Raw genomic sequence first — 17,248 nt, 5'->3', positions numbered from 1 at the left:
ATTTAAGGTGTTGGAAATAATTGAGATTTTGGTATTACTCTTTTCGACAAGATATCCGGTACTTCAATTTCTAAATAAGCTTGCTGCCCACCTACATTTTCACGGTGATGTGCCTCAATTGTATACCGTTTGCCGCGCTCTAAAAATATGGTGCCCTTACGTGTATCTTTATCCCATTGGGTGGTATAATCGTTTACTAAGGCAACTCCGTTTACATATAATCTTGATCCATCATCCCAACGGGTTTGATAGAAGGTGTAAGTGCCGCGTACCGGAGCCAAAAACTCACCTTTCCACCTGGTTGCAAAATTATCTCTGCTTAACTGCGTTCCGCTGGTATTTTTAACATTATCCGGCCATCCATCACCACTAAAGTTAATGGTTTCATCAACCCTTGTTACAAATGGTGCACGCCCGTCATCCGGATCCAATTGTGTATTGGTATAATATTTTGCAGTTAAACCAGTCCCGTTTCCGGTGATATAAGAATTGTTATCCAAATTTACATTCGGATCTATCACCACAATTAACTTGCTTTTTGTTGGATGAATTACGTGGTTTGTTGCATCGCTGATATTTAAAGCAAATGCAAATTTCTTATTTGCAACAATATTCGCATCAAATACAGGCCATGGGATCTGAAGCCTTACGGTTGCACTTGTTGCTCCTGTAGCAAATCGAACTAAAGTATCAAGTGAATAATCTTTCGCTGCCAGATGGATTGCATCCGCAGGTAAAGTTCCTTTTCCCACCAAAGTGGCAATGGTATCTATGTTCTCTTTGATTTTAACATTGAATGCTGTAGATGGCTGGTTTTCCAAACTTATTGTAAGCGGTATGGTTACTCCTGCCGGACCTATAATGTAATTGCCTTGATAAACCACGGTATAAGTACCACCCCCATTTAAGCTTAGATAATGGATATCAGTTGGTTTTAACAACTCGGCAGTATTAATTATCACTACAATAGTAGATTTACCGGCTGCAATTTTATTTCCTTTGCCCGGGGCCGAAAGTTTTAAGGCAAAAACAACCTTTTTACCATAATTACGTTCCAATACTGACCTGCGTACAATGGCAATACCCTCGCTGTTATCTGTTCCAAAGGCTACGTTGATTACGTTCGGATATTCTACTCCGGCTGATGGCATAAGTATGCCATTCGTAATTGAACCATTTTTAATTAACTGGGTAACGGTATCGTTATTTAAAGTTAAACCAACCTGAAATGCTTCTTCTGCAATTCCTGTTAGGGAAATTTTGAAAGGGACTTTAACAAATTCGTTGTCGATAGAAACATTTCCGGCTACAATGCCATCTCCTGTAATACTCCTGGTATTGGGATCGGGGAGTTTTAAATCCTCTACCTGTGATTTGCGGCAAGAATAAACACCAATGATGCTTAGGCTTACCAATGCGATGTATATAATTTTTTTCATTTTATGATATGTTAATTATCGAATAATCCTTACTGATCTAACCAAACTCGGCCATCTAACCTCCAAGATTGCTTATTGGCAATTTTTAACCAGTTTATAACCTGTGCTGGTATATCTGAAGTTTGCGGAACAAATATGGCCAGTGTTTCTGGTGCTGGCGGGCAGATTAAATCGTTAAAATTTTCCCAGGTATAAATTCCCTGAAATTTGAAATCATGTGCCTGAGAACTCAAGTCGGCCATAATGTTACCGTTACCATCAGTTGCAGGCCAGTATCCTACCAAGAAATTAAAGTATGGATGGCTCTGATCAATAGAGGTTTGACAGGCATAATTACTGATCATTCCATCTGGAACAGAAAATTTAAAGAAACGGATATCACTTACATATACATCAGGCTCTCCATGGCCATTGCCGTTTAAATAACCTAATTTTAGGGAATTTGAGTTTGCTAATGAACCTGATCCGGTAATTTCTTCTTCATTATTAAAGCTACCGTTGGTATAGGTACGAACAAATCTTTGGCCATTACGCACCTCGATTTTAGCGGTTAAATTTGTCCATTTTCCTTTGCTAAAACTGCCTCCCCTACATTGATGGTAATCTCCATCCTTGGTACCTCTCCATTCGAAATACCAATAATCTTCTTCCAGATAAATTACCCAACCCACACTTGGGTGACCGCTAGACCACTCGTTACGTTTACCCAAAACACTTGGCCAGAAAAATTTTTCTTCATTCTTTTTAACCTTAAGCTCTATGGTTACTTTTGTGGTATCGTCTATATTGTAAACAGTCGCATCAACGCTATCAATTTGCGCCCTAACATCTTTCCCTTTAAAGCGGATTGTTTTACCTAGGTACCGGTTTCCGGTAAATGGCTTGGTAAGAATCCGTTTGCTATATGTTGGCGTATAATAAATAACAAATGAGTTGGCTTTAGGCTGGCTAAAAATGGTTTGATCATCGGCATTTGGGGGCAAGGTAAACTGGCCGCCTGCACTTGATGCAATAACAACCAACCATTGTTCATTATTGTAATTTGGTCGTTTTGTTAAAGCGGCCAAAATTTCACCTACCGAAGTATCGAATTTTTCGATAGCTGTTTTATAAGCCGGAAAAGAAATGTCGTACCCGGATGCTGCTCCTGCTGCATTAATCCCAGTAAAATGGCCCACAACAACAGTTGCTGTATCGCTGTTTAAGTTACTTATCAATCCTGCTTTTACGGCATCATCATTTGCCACCAGGCTACTTACATCAGCTCCTGTTGTTAATGATTTAAATACAGTTGATGAAGTGTAGGTAACAATTTTACTTTTTGCACTCGTTTCTTTAATTCTGTTAAAAATTATTGGATAATTCTGCAGGTCGTTATTGGTTAGCGCATCAGTTGTAACTTGATGTTTATCTTTTGAAACACCGGTTAACATATTGGCCCAATTGGTTGCATTTGCGGCTGCATCAAGGTCGCTTAACCCCACCCAACTGTAAATGGAGTGTGGTAAAATTGCATCGATATTTGGTGTATTGACATCTAAAACAGATTGGCCCCTTGCCCCATCAACAATTAAATAGAGCACCTTACGGTTTCCGTATTTTACAGTTGTGGTATCGTTGGCATTCTTATCTCCAATTGTTCTGTCGAACTCCTTATTACAAGAAAATATAGCCGTAGTGATTATTGCTGCGATTAAGCCAATCAATAATTTATATTTTTTCATCATACTCATCCTAATTTATATTTTGGTTAGCTTAATCTATTATTCGATGGTTACCCTAATAATGTGATACAATGGTAAATTATCAAAACGATAAAATTCGCCGATTAACAATAATGCTTTTTTACCATCTGCAGATTTTGTTTCTATAACATCAGATAATTTTCCTGTAAACGGACCTGTTGCATTGTATCCTTTTGCCAATGTACCTGATGGCGTTAAAACCATAAAACCGTTTCTGGTAATAGCTCCATATTTTATAAAAGATCCGCTTACCACAATTAATCCGTTATTAAGCTGTTTCGCAAAACTAGGATAGCCTCCTTCAAATGATCTTGAAGAGAATGTTTCATCTAAAGTCCCGTTATCATTTAGTACGGCCAAACCAAATGCTGGTTTACCATTATATTGGCTAAAAATTCCGGTAATTACATATTTTTTTGTAGTTGCATTATATACACACGAAATTATGGAGTTATCTGCTCCTGAGCCAGGAGTAAAAGTAGGATCAATGTTTCCATCAGGGTTTAACCTCACAATGCGATTGGCCGGCTGACCATCAAACGTATTAAAATTACCGAATACAACCAGTTTTTCAAGCTTTTCTGCATCGGTATGCATATAAGTATACGAACGTCCGTTTGCACTTTCTTTTCCCTTATTGGTAACGGTGTTAAAACGGAATGTTTTATCAAGACTGCCATCTAAATTAAAGCGTAAAATCTGTCGAATTTCTGTACTGTCCAATATTACAGTATCCCTTGATAAATCGTAATTAAACTTATCGTAAGTTCTTTTTACGTAAAACCTAAAATCGCCGGTTGCTAAAATTTTTCCCTGGTGTTTGTATACACGGTCAATATAACCATTTGTACCACCGTTAAACTTCGGAAACCACTTTTGCGTAACAGTGTCGGTGGCTGTTGGTTTTCTTTTAGTCTGAATTTTTACAGTGTCAATTGCTCCGCTTGTAAACAAACTGGTAATGTTGCTGATGTTATCAGCACGCTGGTTAAATCCGCTAAAGCCACCTGCTACAATAAAACGGTTACCAATTTCTACAATACTGGATAAGCCTCCATTTGCACCTTTTCCGGTACGGAATGTACGGTCATATTCGCCATCAATTGATGTTCTGGCGATTCGGTTAATTGGAACTACACCCCCTTTATTATCGAAATTGGTAAAATTACCAACAACAATTGCCCGTCCATCAAGCATTTCGTAAAACTGGCTTACATACCCATTAGTACCGGCTGTAGCTTTAAAAGTAGGGTCGACCTGGATGAGGCCGGTTACGGTAAATGTTGGGCCAATAAATAATTGATCGCCAATGGCGATAGACGTAACGCCTGTACTTCCAGTTTCAGGAACTTTAACTTTTATTTCAGTAGCGGTTACACTAAGTACTTCGCCTTTTTCGCCATTGAACATAAAGCTCAACTGATCTTTATATTTATCAAAGCCAGATGCTTTAATGGTTACTGTTGTACCCACCAGCCCTACTGCCGGAACAGGGATATCAGTTTGCGAAATGGCCACACCCAGGGGTGATTTTGCATCTGCATAAGGATCGGGGATCACTTCGTCTGCTTTTTTACATCCTTGAAAGCTAAAAGCAATCAAAGTGATTATTGCGAGTATAAATTTAATATTTTTCATTGTTTTATATCTTGAGGTAAAACCTGTTATGACTTATTTTGTGGGATCAGACGGAGCTAAACCACTAAAATATACGTCGCTGTAAAAATCATCGCGGTTAAATCCAAAATAGGCGCCGTTCACTATATCATTAAAGGCTAAAGCATGTACTACACCATTGGTAGGTTTTATATCTGATGATGATACTTTATTTATACGCCAATCATCATTAGGCTTTGAAGCATCTGGTATATAAGTTAAATTTAGTTGGCGGTACCCGATGTATTTGATATTGTTTGCGGTGGCATAGGTTACGCCAATGTTGGCAATGTTGCCTGCAAGCGAATAGTATAAGCCACCCGGATAAACTGTCCTCACATCAAAATCTATCTGTTGATAGTCTTTTAACCTGTTTACCCCTTTAAACATATAGCGCATTAAATATTTTTTCCATATCGCCGGGCTAATCTGATCCAAAGTTTTAACGGTATCTTTTCCTGAGTAATAAAGAAAATTATTTAACCCATCAGTTCTAATTGTTCCAATTGTTCTTTTAATAACATCATCATCGAATGCAAAAAAAGTGAAGTCATCATTAGAAAACATACTTTCCAAGCCCGCCAGCTTTACAATTTTAGCTACAGTATCAAAAGGAACTTTTTTAGCCTGCAGGTACTGAAGCATGTTACCTTTAAAATTAGGATCAGCCAATCCTCCATCACGATAATATTCATCACGTTTACAAGCATTTAATATAAGCAGTACAGCAGCACAAGCAAAAATTAGCTTTTTCATATATCTTTTATTATAATAATTAATTACCACCATTAACCCAGTATTCATTCAGTTTCATAAATGGATTATTGTTCACAGCATCTGAGCTGATAGGCCAGGTCCAGGCACCACGACTAAATTTATCTGATGTAAGTACATTGTAAGAAAACTGACTGTTTAAAATTCTTTTGGTTCTAACCAGATCGAAGTAATGGTGGCCTTCGCCGATAAGCTCTCTAGATCTTTCGTAGAAGATAAAATCTTTCAGTTCTGAGCCTCCGCCACCACTGTATTTTGTTGCTTGTGCACGCTCTCTTACTTTATTCACCAATACAATGGCCGCTGCATCTTCTCCTAAATTGGCAAGGGCTTCTGCATAAAGCAGCAATTCGCCGCCGTACCTGAAAATCATAAAAGTATTATCAGGGTTGGCATCTTCCTCACCAACAATGAAGGAGTTTTTTGCATATTTCAACAACATGAACTTTCCGTTATCAGCAAAAATATCTTCGTTAAACCAGGTGGTTATTCTTTTATCACTACCATCCTGAAAAATTTTCTGCATATACTCTCCCCTGTAATAAGCAAAACTTACACGGTGGGTATACTCGGGCCTTTTATATGGGTAATGCAAAAACATATCGGCAATTGGCGCAACGTTCAATACTGCATCTCCATAATTGATACTTTGATAAAATTCAAACAAACTTTCTTCTGAACGACCTTTGATCACGGTTGACCATTCGCTAAGCGGCAATAACCGATAGGCATTACTGGCAACCAGTTCTTTACCTAAATCTGCGGTAGCCTCATAATATTTTTTTGCATTTGCATTGTCGAAACCGGCATTCCACATATTCATTTCCATCATTAAGGCAATAATGCTGCCTCTACTTGCCCGTACACCTTTTAAAGCAGGATCGCTATAAGTAAATGGAATTTCGTTTTTATGGCTATTTAAATCGGCGATGCATTTATTCAGTACAGAAACAAAATTTTCACGTGGTAATGAGGTAGAGTGAAATGCATCTGTATAGTAAACAACATCTCCAAATAACCGTACCATGGTGAAATAGCAAAGTGAGCGGATAAAAGCAGCCTCAGCTTTAAACTGTCCTTTTTCGGTATCGTTAACGCCTGGTACGCCCTCATCTAATTTTGCAATTAGGATGTTTGCACCTTGAATGGCCCTGTAATAACCTGTCCAATTTGTTATTCTATCAAAATTGTAGTAATCCCAGGGCTGCCCTCTTCTGATTAGATTTAATATATCGTTTCTGCCCAAATATTCTACATATTCTCGCGATGGGGCATTATCAGACTGGCTTTCGTGCAGCACTTCACCTGACCTATATTCTCCAACCGCACCAACATAGTGTGTTTCGTTTATTTTACTAAAAACAATCCTCGATAAATCGTAAATATTGGCAACAACATCTTCTTTAGACTGGAAATAGTTGTTACCCGTTAATTTATCCAAAGGCTGTACGTTTAAAAACTTTTTACATGAAGGCAAGCAAAAAGATGCCGCAATAACTAAAGTGTAAATGATAACTTTTTTCATAATAAATATTTTTAGTTGCCTGTATTAAGTTCTAAGTTTAAACCAATATTATAGGTACGTGGTACAGGATATCCATTTGAAATATCGCGCCCTAATGCGGTTACATTTTCTGGATTTGGACCACTATACTTAGAAAAGGTAATTAAGTTATTGGTTGAACCAAATATCCTTAAATTGGCAAGTCCGAATCTGCGTATCAACTTTTTATCGAACATATAAGAAAGCGTTAAATTGTTGATTTTCAGGTACGAACCACTTTCTTGCCATAAGGTTTGATCGGCTCTTAATGGCTGTATACTTCCGTAGCGGGCAAAATCATAAGGGTATGGGTACTTGGCTACATCACCAGGTGATTGCCAGATGTTTAAATCACCTAAAGGCACTACCGCATTTAATGCAAAAGGATCTTTCATAATGGCAATACGATCGGCAAGGGCATTATTCAAAATTGTTCTGTCTGCGGTATAACTTGCATACATATTTAAGCCCCAGTTTTTATACCTCATGGTAAATGATAAACCCCCTGTAAACAATGGCTGTGAGTTTCCGGTAATTTCGTAATCTCTTCCATCCAGGATGTAATCGCCATTTACATCTTTTAAAATCGGGTCTCCTCCATAAAAGAAGGTATTGTTGGTTTGGTACCTTTTTCCGGTAACCGGATCTACAGGTACATCACCATCCGTGCGGTAAACACCCTGGTTAATTCTTAAATAGTTGGAAAGAGTATTTCTACCCACACGGAAAACATTATGTTGCAGGTAACTGGAACCATCAAAGCGGATATATTGACCGTTATATTCTTCAGGCAATTTTAAAAGCACATCGCGGTTATAAGCGCCGTTTACTGAAAATGACAAATCAAAATCTTTACTGGTAATGGCTTTCACATTTAGACTGATCTCGGTACCATAATTTGCAATTCCTAAATCGTTGCTTGATAATTTGTTAAAACCTGTAGTATTGGATAAAATACGATCGAACAATAAATTATCTACTTTTTTGAAATAGGTATCAACAACGATCGAGAATCTGTTCAGGAAACCGATATCAAGCCCCAAATTGTATTGACTTGTTGTAGTTGGCTTTAATGCCGGGTTTGGAATTAAATCGTAATCTATACCAATGGTTTGGGTATTGTTGTAATTTCCATTAAGGTTGTAAATACCATAAATACTTTGAAGATTACCTGTTGGCACAATATTTTGCCCCCAGGTTAACCTTAAACTACCATAATCCAACCATTTTTTATCGGTTAACCAGTTTTCTTTGTTAAAGTTCCACCTTAAACCAACTGATGAGTTTTTAGAATATGGATTTTCTAAACCGCTTGATGATGTACCATCCAAACGGTAAGAAAATTCAGCAACATATTTTTTGTCGTAATCGTACGATAATGAGCCTGCGAATGAGGCAATTGTAGCATTTCTATAGCTACTTAAAACCCCACCACCTCTTGAATAAAAACCATCAATACCAATTGGGCCCTGAAGCTGATCATTCGGAATTCTCTCCTGCCGACTTATTGACGATTGTGAGCCTTGTTTATAGATCTCATTAAACGTGTTGATAAAGAAATTATGTTTTTCGCCAATCGATGTTGCATAAGTAATGGCATTTCTATTGTACAACTGGAAATTTCTTCCATTATAATCATACAGTTTGGCAAACTGTCCGTTTGCCGCAGCAGGTGTAAATGTGGTTTCAGTATCTGATGTATAATCGTAACTCAAGGTTGATGAAGCTGCCAAACCCGGAATAAATTCATAGCGGGCATCAATATTTGCTCTTAAATTTCGAGAGTTATTATCATTTAAAGTTTGTAAGGCCGATAATACCCCACCAGATGCCTGATAAAATGATGGTGGCGGCAAAAGTGTTGAGGCCTGCCCGTTGGCAGCTACTCCCGATTGAAGTAAACCGGCACCGTTACCTTTATTTTGTTTACCAACTGAACCGTTAACAAAACCGAAAAATCTAAATTTATCATTCGGTTTAAACTCCATGTTCATGTTTAAATTATAGCGGTTGTAACCTGTGTTTTTAATAACACCTTTTTCGGAATAATAACCCATATTGGCTTTGTAATTAAACTTTTGATCACCGCCATCTAAAGCCAGGTTATGACTTTGGTTAAAGGTAGTTTGGTAAAATACATCCTGCCAATTGGTAGAATTATTCCAATAGGCATTTAAGCTATCGGCAAGAAAAGGTGTATTACTTATTCCCCTGATTTGATTAATGGTTTGAGCATTTAAAATGATCTGCTGAATTTTTAATGAACGCTCGGAATTACCACCTAAGGTTTCGCGTAATTTTGGTGGAGAATTAACGAAAAAGTTAGATACGTATTTAATACGTGGCACTTTAGAGTTACCTCTTTTTGTAGTGATAATAATTACACCATAAGCACCTCTCGATCCATACATGGAGGTTGCCTGTGCATCTTTCAGGATCTGGATATTTTCGATATCTTCCTGAGGGATTAATGAAAGCGGACTAACTCCCGGACCTTGTGTTTGAAAACCAAATTCAGCTGCTTTATCTGCATCCAAAGGCACACCATCAATAATATACAGTGGCGATGTAGGTTGCAGAAATGAATCGTTACCGCTACCGGATATACTTAAACTCGACAAACCACGAAGCTGTACCGATCCTCTAAAACCCGGAGCACCCGTATTGTTCTGGATATTTAATCCCGGTACTTTACCCTGTAATAAGGTTTCTATATTGGATACAGGTACATCTGCTACATCTTTATTGGTTAGCACGGTTACCGAACCGGCAGTAGTTTCTTTTGGCCTATTTTGATAAGCTACAATGATAACATCGTTCAGATCTTTACGGTCTTCGCTAATGGTAACTGTAATATTTGTTTGATTGGTAATTTTAACCGATGAGGTGTTGTAACCTAAAAATTTAAATAAAAGTGTGCCTCCAACAGGTACATTTACAGAAAACTTTCCATCGCCATTGGTTTGTGTTAGGCCTTTATTGGTGGCTTGTAAAACCACTGATACTCCTGGAACGCCTTGTTTTGTGTCTTTATCTAAAACCCTACCATTTATAATGATATTTTTTTCTTGCGAATAGGCATTCGTACAACATATTATACATACAATAAGTAATGTATATAAAAGTATATTTCTTTTCATAATATTAGCTTTATTGATCAACTATTCGTTAGCAAATTTTGGGTTTTCGTTTTTGAAATAAAATACGATCTCCCAGTCACCTGCCTTATAAATGGCGAAATCGATACCGAAATTGCCCACTGTACGTACACCTCCAAAACCTATTCTGGAGTAGCTCAGTTCCACTTTTGCTCTTGATCCTCCGGTTGCGTAAGATGTTGGAACCTCTACCAATGGAATGGGATAAGCAACATCGTATTGCACATATTTATCTGTTTTTTGAATATTAAATCCATGGATCATTTTGTCCCAAACGGTTTCATTAAATGCAGATGGATTAATTTCTACAGAATCTTTGTTCAAAACCTTAATTCTAAGCGAATGCCCGTTACCACCGGAAGTAAATGGACGGATGTAAACGATTGCGTCCTTTTTATCATTATTACTTACCAGCGGTAAGTTAGATGTAGCACCGATTACGTTGTTTAGATAAGGGCGGATATAATCCCGAAGAGTTTTATCTAACGGAAATTTTGGATCAGGCGCAGGCAAACCTGTATAGGCGTTAAAATCATTCGATGGCTCGTAAGGGCGCTCCCTGAACGGTCTGATCTGAAAATCCCTGATCAACCTTTCTCCACCTGTATTTTTCACTTTAACATCAAAAAAGCGCGTATCCTGAGCGAAATTGGTACTATCTGTCGGACGGGGCTTTAATATCTGATTGGTTGCCGAAGGCCATAAAATAAATTCGCCTGATGAACGCATTTCAAATATTGGATGCGTTTCTATTTTTCTCTTTGCTTCGATCTCGGCGAGGCTTTTTTCTAAACCTGTATAAGGTGCAATCCATACGTAAGTAGGTGCAGTTATAAAAAGATCTGTTACTGGTTTTCCATCGCCATATCTAACATTCAAAATTTCAAACGTAATCGGATTGGTTGAATTGTCGCTGTTAAAGCCACCGATCAGATTGGTTCTGCCAATTATAGGCTCGAGAATTTTATTGCTAAAATTCACATTATTACTCATATAATCCTTCTCGTCAGGCAGGTCGAAAATCTTTTTACAGCTACAAAAAACAGTGAGGGCAAGTAAAAGGAGCGCAAAATATTTATTTATGATAAATTTCATTGGAGTCTTTATTTTAATGTTTCTATTCCGCATCATTATTTCGTTTTGTTTATGGTAAACTCTGCCAACTGGAATAATCCGCTGTTTCGCAGTTCGGTAATATCAATGCGGTAAAATTTATAGGCAACAGTATTTGTGCACCTGAAAATCTTTTGCTGATACCTTTCTTCGAAGAAGAAGTTAGATCTTCTATCCAATTCTACCCAGTTTACACCGTCCATAGAGCCCTCATAAGTCCAGGCTTTTGGATCCCTTTCGTTGGCATCATTTGCAGAGGTTAAGGTATAAACCGATGACACTGCAGGGGTTTTAAGTTCAAACCTCATCCACAATTCACCCTGCAAATCAGCTAAGAACTTAGTATGGTCATCTCCATCAATCACTTTTCTCGAATTTTCGCCACTGGTTATACCTCCGCCATTTTCGCGGTTAGATGAAAACACACCACCTATTTCGAGGTATAGGTTTGGTGGTGGTGGTACAAAAGTTAACCTGGTAACGAACTCATTAAAACCGAATACGTGATCGGCACTGATTACGTGTACCACGCCATTTTTGGTTTTAATGTTGTTTGATGAGGTTGTACTTGTTGCCCAGTTGCGAACAAATTTGCTTTTTTTGGTATTATCAAAATTGATAACTGCCGGCCCTGCGCCAACCTGGCCTGAAGCAGAGATGTTGGTAATGCTGGCATGCATCGGGTAACCAATATGTACACTGGTTAAGTTTAAACCATCCTGAAGTTTTAAGGAATCAGTTGTTTTTTTACCTCTGATAATATAATAAGAGGTCATTGTATCTAACTGAACCGCATCAATATTGGCTAAAAAAAGTGGATCTTTATCTGATAGTTTTCTTAAAGTATTTAAGTTCCTTAAAGCCAGTTGAAAACTTGGATTTGTTACAGCAAATAAAGTAACATTACTATCGGTTAATGTTTTTTTCAAACCCATTCGATCAACTGCTACAATTAGCGAATCGAAAACGCCTGGTTTGCTTTTTAAATAATCGTAAGTACTACCGGCAAAGGTTACATCCTGTTCTGGAGCATCATAAAACCCTCCGTTTTTTTTGCAAGCTGCATTGACTAGAATTAGCAACGTTAAAATTGCTAAAGCGCTCATGTATTTTATTGAATTTTTCATATCCGTATAATTAGCGCCAGTAAGCATTTTGGGTTAATAAACTATTTTGAGAAATAAGTCTTCTTGATATTGGCCAGTAAATGCCGCCAGAGTTAATGAGGTTCATAAATTTGGCGTCATTTTGTTTAATCTTATTGTAGCGGATCAAATCGTACCATCTAGAACCTTCGCCCAACAATTCGCGGTGGCGCTCTTCGAAAATGACTTTGATAATATCATTGGTATTTAGTGAGTTAAGCAGTTCTATAGGGTCTTCAAATCTTCTGCTTTGTACAACAAGCAATTCATTTAAAGCACCATTTTGATCGCCTAAAACCGATAGAGCTTCTGCCCTTAAGAGTACAATATCTTCTAACCTGGTAAAAATTAAAGCACTGGTAAAATACCTGAAGTTCGGATCTGTTCCTCCGCCCTGAATCACTTTGATTTTGCTGAAAATGGGATACTTACCGTTTAAATTTGTAAAGTATCTGCCATCATATTTCGCTTGTCCTAAAGTATCAACGGCAAACCTTTGATCTTTAGCGATATTGAAATATTTTAAGATCGAATCTTTTGGCAGGTATATATCCGGTACTGATTTGGTCATAACCGGCTCAGCCAGGGTTAGCTCTTCAATGTGCCCTGTAGATGAGCCATCAACATGTCCGTAATCGGAGTTAAAACCAAACATTTGTCTGGTGTTTTTATTGTAAAAGAACCCGTTAGAATTTGATAGATCACCACTTGAAGTAAAACCACCTGCACTTCTGTTATAATTATCTTCAACAAATTTGGCATATTTAGCAACATTGGTGTAATCACCATTCCAGGCTGCTATATGGGCTAAAATGGCATAGGCTGTAACTTTGGTAGCCAAAGCACCACCCCATCTTCCTGATGTTTCATTATAATAATCAGTAGGCTGCTGCACATCACCACCACTATAAATGAATGGCATATCGGCTGCTGCTTTTAAAATTTCCTGTTCGGCCCATGCTAAAACCCTTGCCTGGCTTTCACGTGGTTTATCGGTAAACTTACCTTCATCCGAAGAGGTTATAAAAGGTACATCTCCCCAAATCCTAACCATATAGAAATAAGCAAAAGCCCTTAAAAATCTAGCTTGGGCAATATCAACAGTCATGTTATTGCTGGTGTAACGCTTATCTGTTTCTTTCACATGTGCTATATTTTCTAAAAAAACGTTGGCACCATTAACAATGGCGTAAAACCTTGTCCAATCGGATAACGACTCGAGTACCGGATATGATGCATTTAAATTATTACCGATAACTGCCTTTAAATCCTGCCTTTTAGGACTTAAAAACTCTCCTGTTCTTACATCACCATAAATCCAGTGACCGTTATTATCTGATAAAGCAGCCCTTGTTAAAGCATAAACCCCTAAAATTCCAGATCGGGCATCTTCTACTGTATTCCAGGCATTTTTTTCGCCAACAACTCTGGTAGAATCTGTTTCTAAAGCTTTATTACAGCTCGCTAAGGCCACTATAGAAATCAGAAGTATGTATAAAATATTTTTCATCTTGCTTGATGTTTCGTTAGTTCTTGTTTTCATCTTATAGCTCCATTTTAACACCTACAGTATATGTTCTTGGAATTGGCTGGCCATAGCCTGTATCAACGCCATCGTAGCTAACCAATTCAGGATCCTGACCGGTGTAAGGTGTGAGGGTGAAAATATTACTCACTGCACCGTACACGAAAAGTTTACTGATTTTGATGTTTTTCTTACTAAGCAGGTTGCCAAGATCGTAACCTAACGATACCTGCCTCAATTTCAAAAATGATGCATTTTCTAAGAAAAGATCCTGATCTGCGCGATAAGGAATTACCGTACTCCAAGGGTTATAAAGCGGGTATTTTGAGTAATCGCCGCGTTTTTCCCAAAAGGTAATTTCTTTTACAGAATTGATATCTGTATTGCCTTCGCGGTTAACGAAATCAAAACGGTTGGCCATCTCCTGGTTAATTAGCTTTCTACCTAAATTAAAATATAAGCTTGTGCCTAAACTCCAGTTGCCATATTTAAAGTTGTTATCAAAACCACCTGCAATAGTTGGTAAAGAGTGGCCTTTTAATACTTTATCATCATCATCAATGGTATTATCGCCATTTTGATCCTGCCAACGTGGATCGCCAGCTTTTAAAGCAATTCCTTTGTATTTTAATTTTTGTCCATTAACTACCGGCACATCCCCATCTGAAGTGTAAATACCATTATTAACCAATAACCAATATTGATCTAAAGGCTGGCCAACCTTTAAAAACCTGTTACCTACAACAAGCTGGTCCAAACCTCTAGGCAGGGCTTTCAGTTCGTTCGAATTGTGATTAAAGTTTAAGGCAGAATTCCAGGAGAATTTACTTTTGGCAATTACCTGACCGCTGATGGTTACATCAACCCCCATATTATTAACTGACATCCCGCTTTCGATAGATTGCTTATAACCGTATTCGGCATAAGCAGGAATACCAATTAATTGGTTTTTATCGGTTTTGCTGTAAAGATCAACCGAAAGTTGGAGACGGTTTTTTAACAATGCAGCATCGGCACCGATATTAACCTGATCGGAATACGACCAAGGCACACCATAACCCACCCAGCCAAACTGATAAGAACGGGTTAACACACCAAAGGCGTTATAGCCGGGCACGGTTAAGTTACCTGTATACCCAACAGAAGCTGTATATTGTGGCCCTTGTGCATAATTATCGTAGCTAAATGTACGCCCCATTCTACCAACACTTGCACGTAATACCAAATCATCAACCAATCTGTTATCTTTCAAAAATTCATTTTTGATATTCCAGGCAGCAGAAATAGTTGGTGAATAAAACCAGCGGCTTGTTGGTTGTGCATTTGAAGAACCATCTAAACGTAATATAGCTGATAAGAAATATTTTTCGTTAAATGAATAATCGGCTTTGCCATAAAAAGACAGTAAATTATCTTCAGTTTTATCAATAAAGCGATAAGTTAATTCTCTAGGGAAAGCAACCGGGATTAAATAATTTCCGTTATCAGAACCATCATCATTTTTAGGTTTCGAATCGAGCAAGTTGATTTTAATGTAATCGTTAACACCTTTATAAGCATAAGCGTTACTGTATTTGTAAATATCCCATTGCATAGATTGGCCTATTGCAAAATGAAAATCATGAACCTGATTAAGATTTAAATCATAGGTTACTTTATTATCCATCATTAACCTTTGGCTAAAGCCGTAATAGTTAGAGGCATAACTGTTGCCCTGCAAAAGCGTTCTGGCATAAAAAACATCCCTGTAACCTTCACTGTAATCGGCATTAAAGGCCGATATAACTTTAAACTTACCAAAAGTGCCTTCTAATTTGGCATATCCCTGAATGCTGTTGGTTTTATTATCATCAAAGCCTTTTGCGTATTGCTGTATATAAGAGGCATAAAAATCTTTGTTGGGAGGAAGCGGGGCGCTTAAATCAGGAAAATAATTAAGTTGTGCAAACCGATCGCGCAGGTTCCTGTTTCTATCACGGTTTAGGCGGTTTGCATTAATCATGGTAGAAAAAAGCAACCACTTAGTGGGCTTCATATTAATATTAAAAGTGGCACTATAACGATCTATGCCGGCTTGATCGGCTACACTCTCGCTTTTAGTGTTACCCAATGCAAACCTGAAGTTAGCCCTGTCGGTACCCCCCGCAAGCGAGAAATTAATGCCATATACCAAGGCATTTTTATAGTACAAATCCGTCCAATCTGATTTACCGCTATATACGTTGTTTAATGAATCACTTAGATATACCGGATATTCTTCATCATCAGAGTACCTGCCGTTTGTGGTATAAATATCGTAAAACCGCTGTCTGAACTCATTTTCATATCTTCCATTAATGGTATTAACAGATGGTTTTTGCACCATACCGATATAAGAATTGAAGGAAATTGAACGGTATTTACCAACTGCTGTTTTAGAAGTTAGCACAATTACACCATTAACACCCCGTGGGCCATAAATGGAAGTAGAACCCAAATCTTTTAGTACTTCAACAGATGCAATATTATTCATATCGATACCTGCCAATAAATTAGTTGCAGGGCCGATTCTATTAAAGTCAAATTGTTGTATATCAAAAGCGAAAGGATGTTCCCTTACCAAAGGGATTCCATCAAGCACAACCAGAGGCTGTACATCATATAAATCCTTTTTAGACAATAGCGGCATTGCAGCCCCTCTGATAAACATATTTTGTATAGAGCCCGGTTCGCCTGATGGCTCCTGAACATACAAACCAGCAAAATTGCCCTTTAAATTTTGCTGTAATGAAATGGCTGGAAAAAGAGACAGATCTTTCGGATCTTTTTTTACACCTCCGGAAAGCTTGTTGTAAAGTGTTTTTTGCTTAATCTGGTCTAAACTGTCTTTTCGCAAGGAATCTTTCAGAGTTACGATCTTAATTTTTGTCGTATCCTGAAATGCCAGGTAATTAATTGTTAGGCCTTTATGAAGTTTTTTGCCCGCTGCAAAAGTCGGTAAAACGTTTAATGTAAACGCGGCAAAAAAGACAAGGCACGCCCATAAGTATCGCATAGTTAATGGATCTTTAATTGGTAAAAAAAATGATTTTTAAAACTTAGTTTTTCGGAAACGGCAAGATAGGTCTCGGGTTAGAAAGACAGGTACTTCGATAGTAATAGTTAGGGATT

The 17,248-nt window shown here is 37.8% G+C and carries 10 protein-coding genes; all 10 read right to left on the bottom strand.

Annotation, left to right across the window (positions count from 1 at the left end; genetic code table 11):
- Window positions 1-2: 2 nt before the first annotated feature.
- Genes ACZZZW_RS05090 through ACZZZW_RS05045 form a run of 10 tightly spaced genes read right to left on the bottom strand, consistent with a single transcriptional unit; the run spans window position 3 to window position 17,132 of the window.
- Window positions 3-1,439 (bottom strand): PA14 domain-containing protein, encoded by a 1,437-nt coding sequence (locus ACZZZW_RS05090; RefSeq protein ID WP_463492467.1) that lies wholly within the window; start codon window positions 1,437-1,439, stop codon window positions 3-5.
- A 29-nt stretch (window positions 1,440-1,468) separates the two neighbouring features.
- Window positions 1,469-3,166 (bottom strand): DUF4983 domain-containing protein, encoded by a 1,698-nt coding sequence (locus tag ACZZZW_RS05085; RefSeq protein WP_463492466.1) that lies wholly within the window; start codon window positions 3,164-3,166, stop codon window positions 1,469-1,471.
- Window positions 3,167-3,202: 36 nt separating this feature from the next.
- The gene (locus tag ACZZZW_RS05080; RefSeq protein ID WP_055908312.1) at window positions 3,203-4,822 is read right to left on the bottom strand and encodes a DUF5008 domain-containing protein; all 1,620 of its coding nucleotides are present in this window, start codon (window positions 4,820-4,822) and stop codon (window positions 3,203-3,205) included.
- 33 nt (window positions 4,823-4,855) lie between these two features.
- The gene (locus ACZZZW_RS05075) at window positions 4,856-5,596 is read right to left on the bottom strand and encodes a fasciclin domain-containing protein (protein WP_463492465.1); all 741 of its coding nucleotides are present in this window, start codon (window positions 5,594-5,596) and stop codon (window positions 4,856-4,858) included.
- Window positions 5,597-5,615: 19 nt separating this feature from the next.
- Window positions 5,616-7,139 carry a RagB/SusD family nutrient uptake outer membrane protein gene (locus tag ACZZZW_RS05070; protein ID WP_055908318.1) on the bottom strand — a complete coding sequence of 508 codons (1,524 nt, stop codon included), beginning with the start codon at window positions 7,137-7,139 and terminating at the stop codon, window positions 5,616-5,618.
- Between the two features lie 11 nt (window positions 7,140-7,150).
- Window positions 7,151-10,297, bottom strand: coding sequence for a SusC/RagA family TonB-linked outer membrane protein (locus ACZZZW_RS05065; RefSeq protein WP_055908321.1), 3,147 nt, complete (start codon window positions 10,295-10,297; stop codon window positions 7,151-7,153).
- Window positions 10,298-10,318: 21 nt separating this feature from the next.
- Complete coding sequence (locus ACZZZW_RS05060; RefSeq protein WP_157255401.1) at window positions 10,319-11,410, bottom strand: DUF5007 domain-containing protein; 1,092 nt, start codon at window positions 11,408-11,410, stop codon at window positions 10,319-10,321.
- 35 nt (window positions 11,411-11,445) lie between these two features.
- Complete coding sequence (locus ACZZZW_RS05055) at window positions 11,446-12,555, bottom strand: fasciclin domain-containing protein (protein WP_235526055.1); 1,110 nt, start codon at window positions 12,553-12,555, stop codon at window positions 11,446-11,448.
- A gap of 10 nt (window positions 12,556-12,565) precedes the next feature.
- Window positions 12,566-14,116, bottom strand: coding sequence for a RagB/SusD family nutrient uptake outer membrane protein (locus ACZZZW_RS05050; RefSeq protein WP_055908324.1), 1,551 nt, complete (start codon window positions 14,114-14,116; stop codon window positions 12,566-12,568).
- Between the two features lies 1 nt (window position 14,117).
- Complete coding sequence (locus tag ACZZZW_RS05045; protein ID WP_463492464.1) at window positions 14,118-17,132, bottom strand: SusC/RagA family TonB-linked outer membrane protein; 3,015 nt, start codon at window positions 17,130-17,132, stop codon at window positions 14,118-14,120.
- Window positions 17,133-17,248: the final 116 nt, after the last annotated feature.

The organism is Pedobacter sp. AC379 (assembly GCF_979258145.1).
This window is presented reverse-complemented; position numbering and strand designations above follow the sequence as displayed.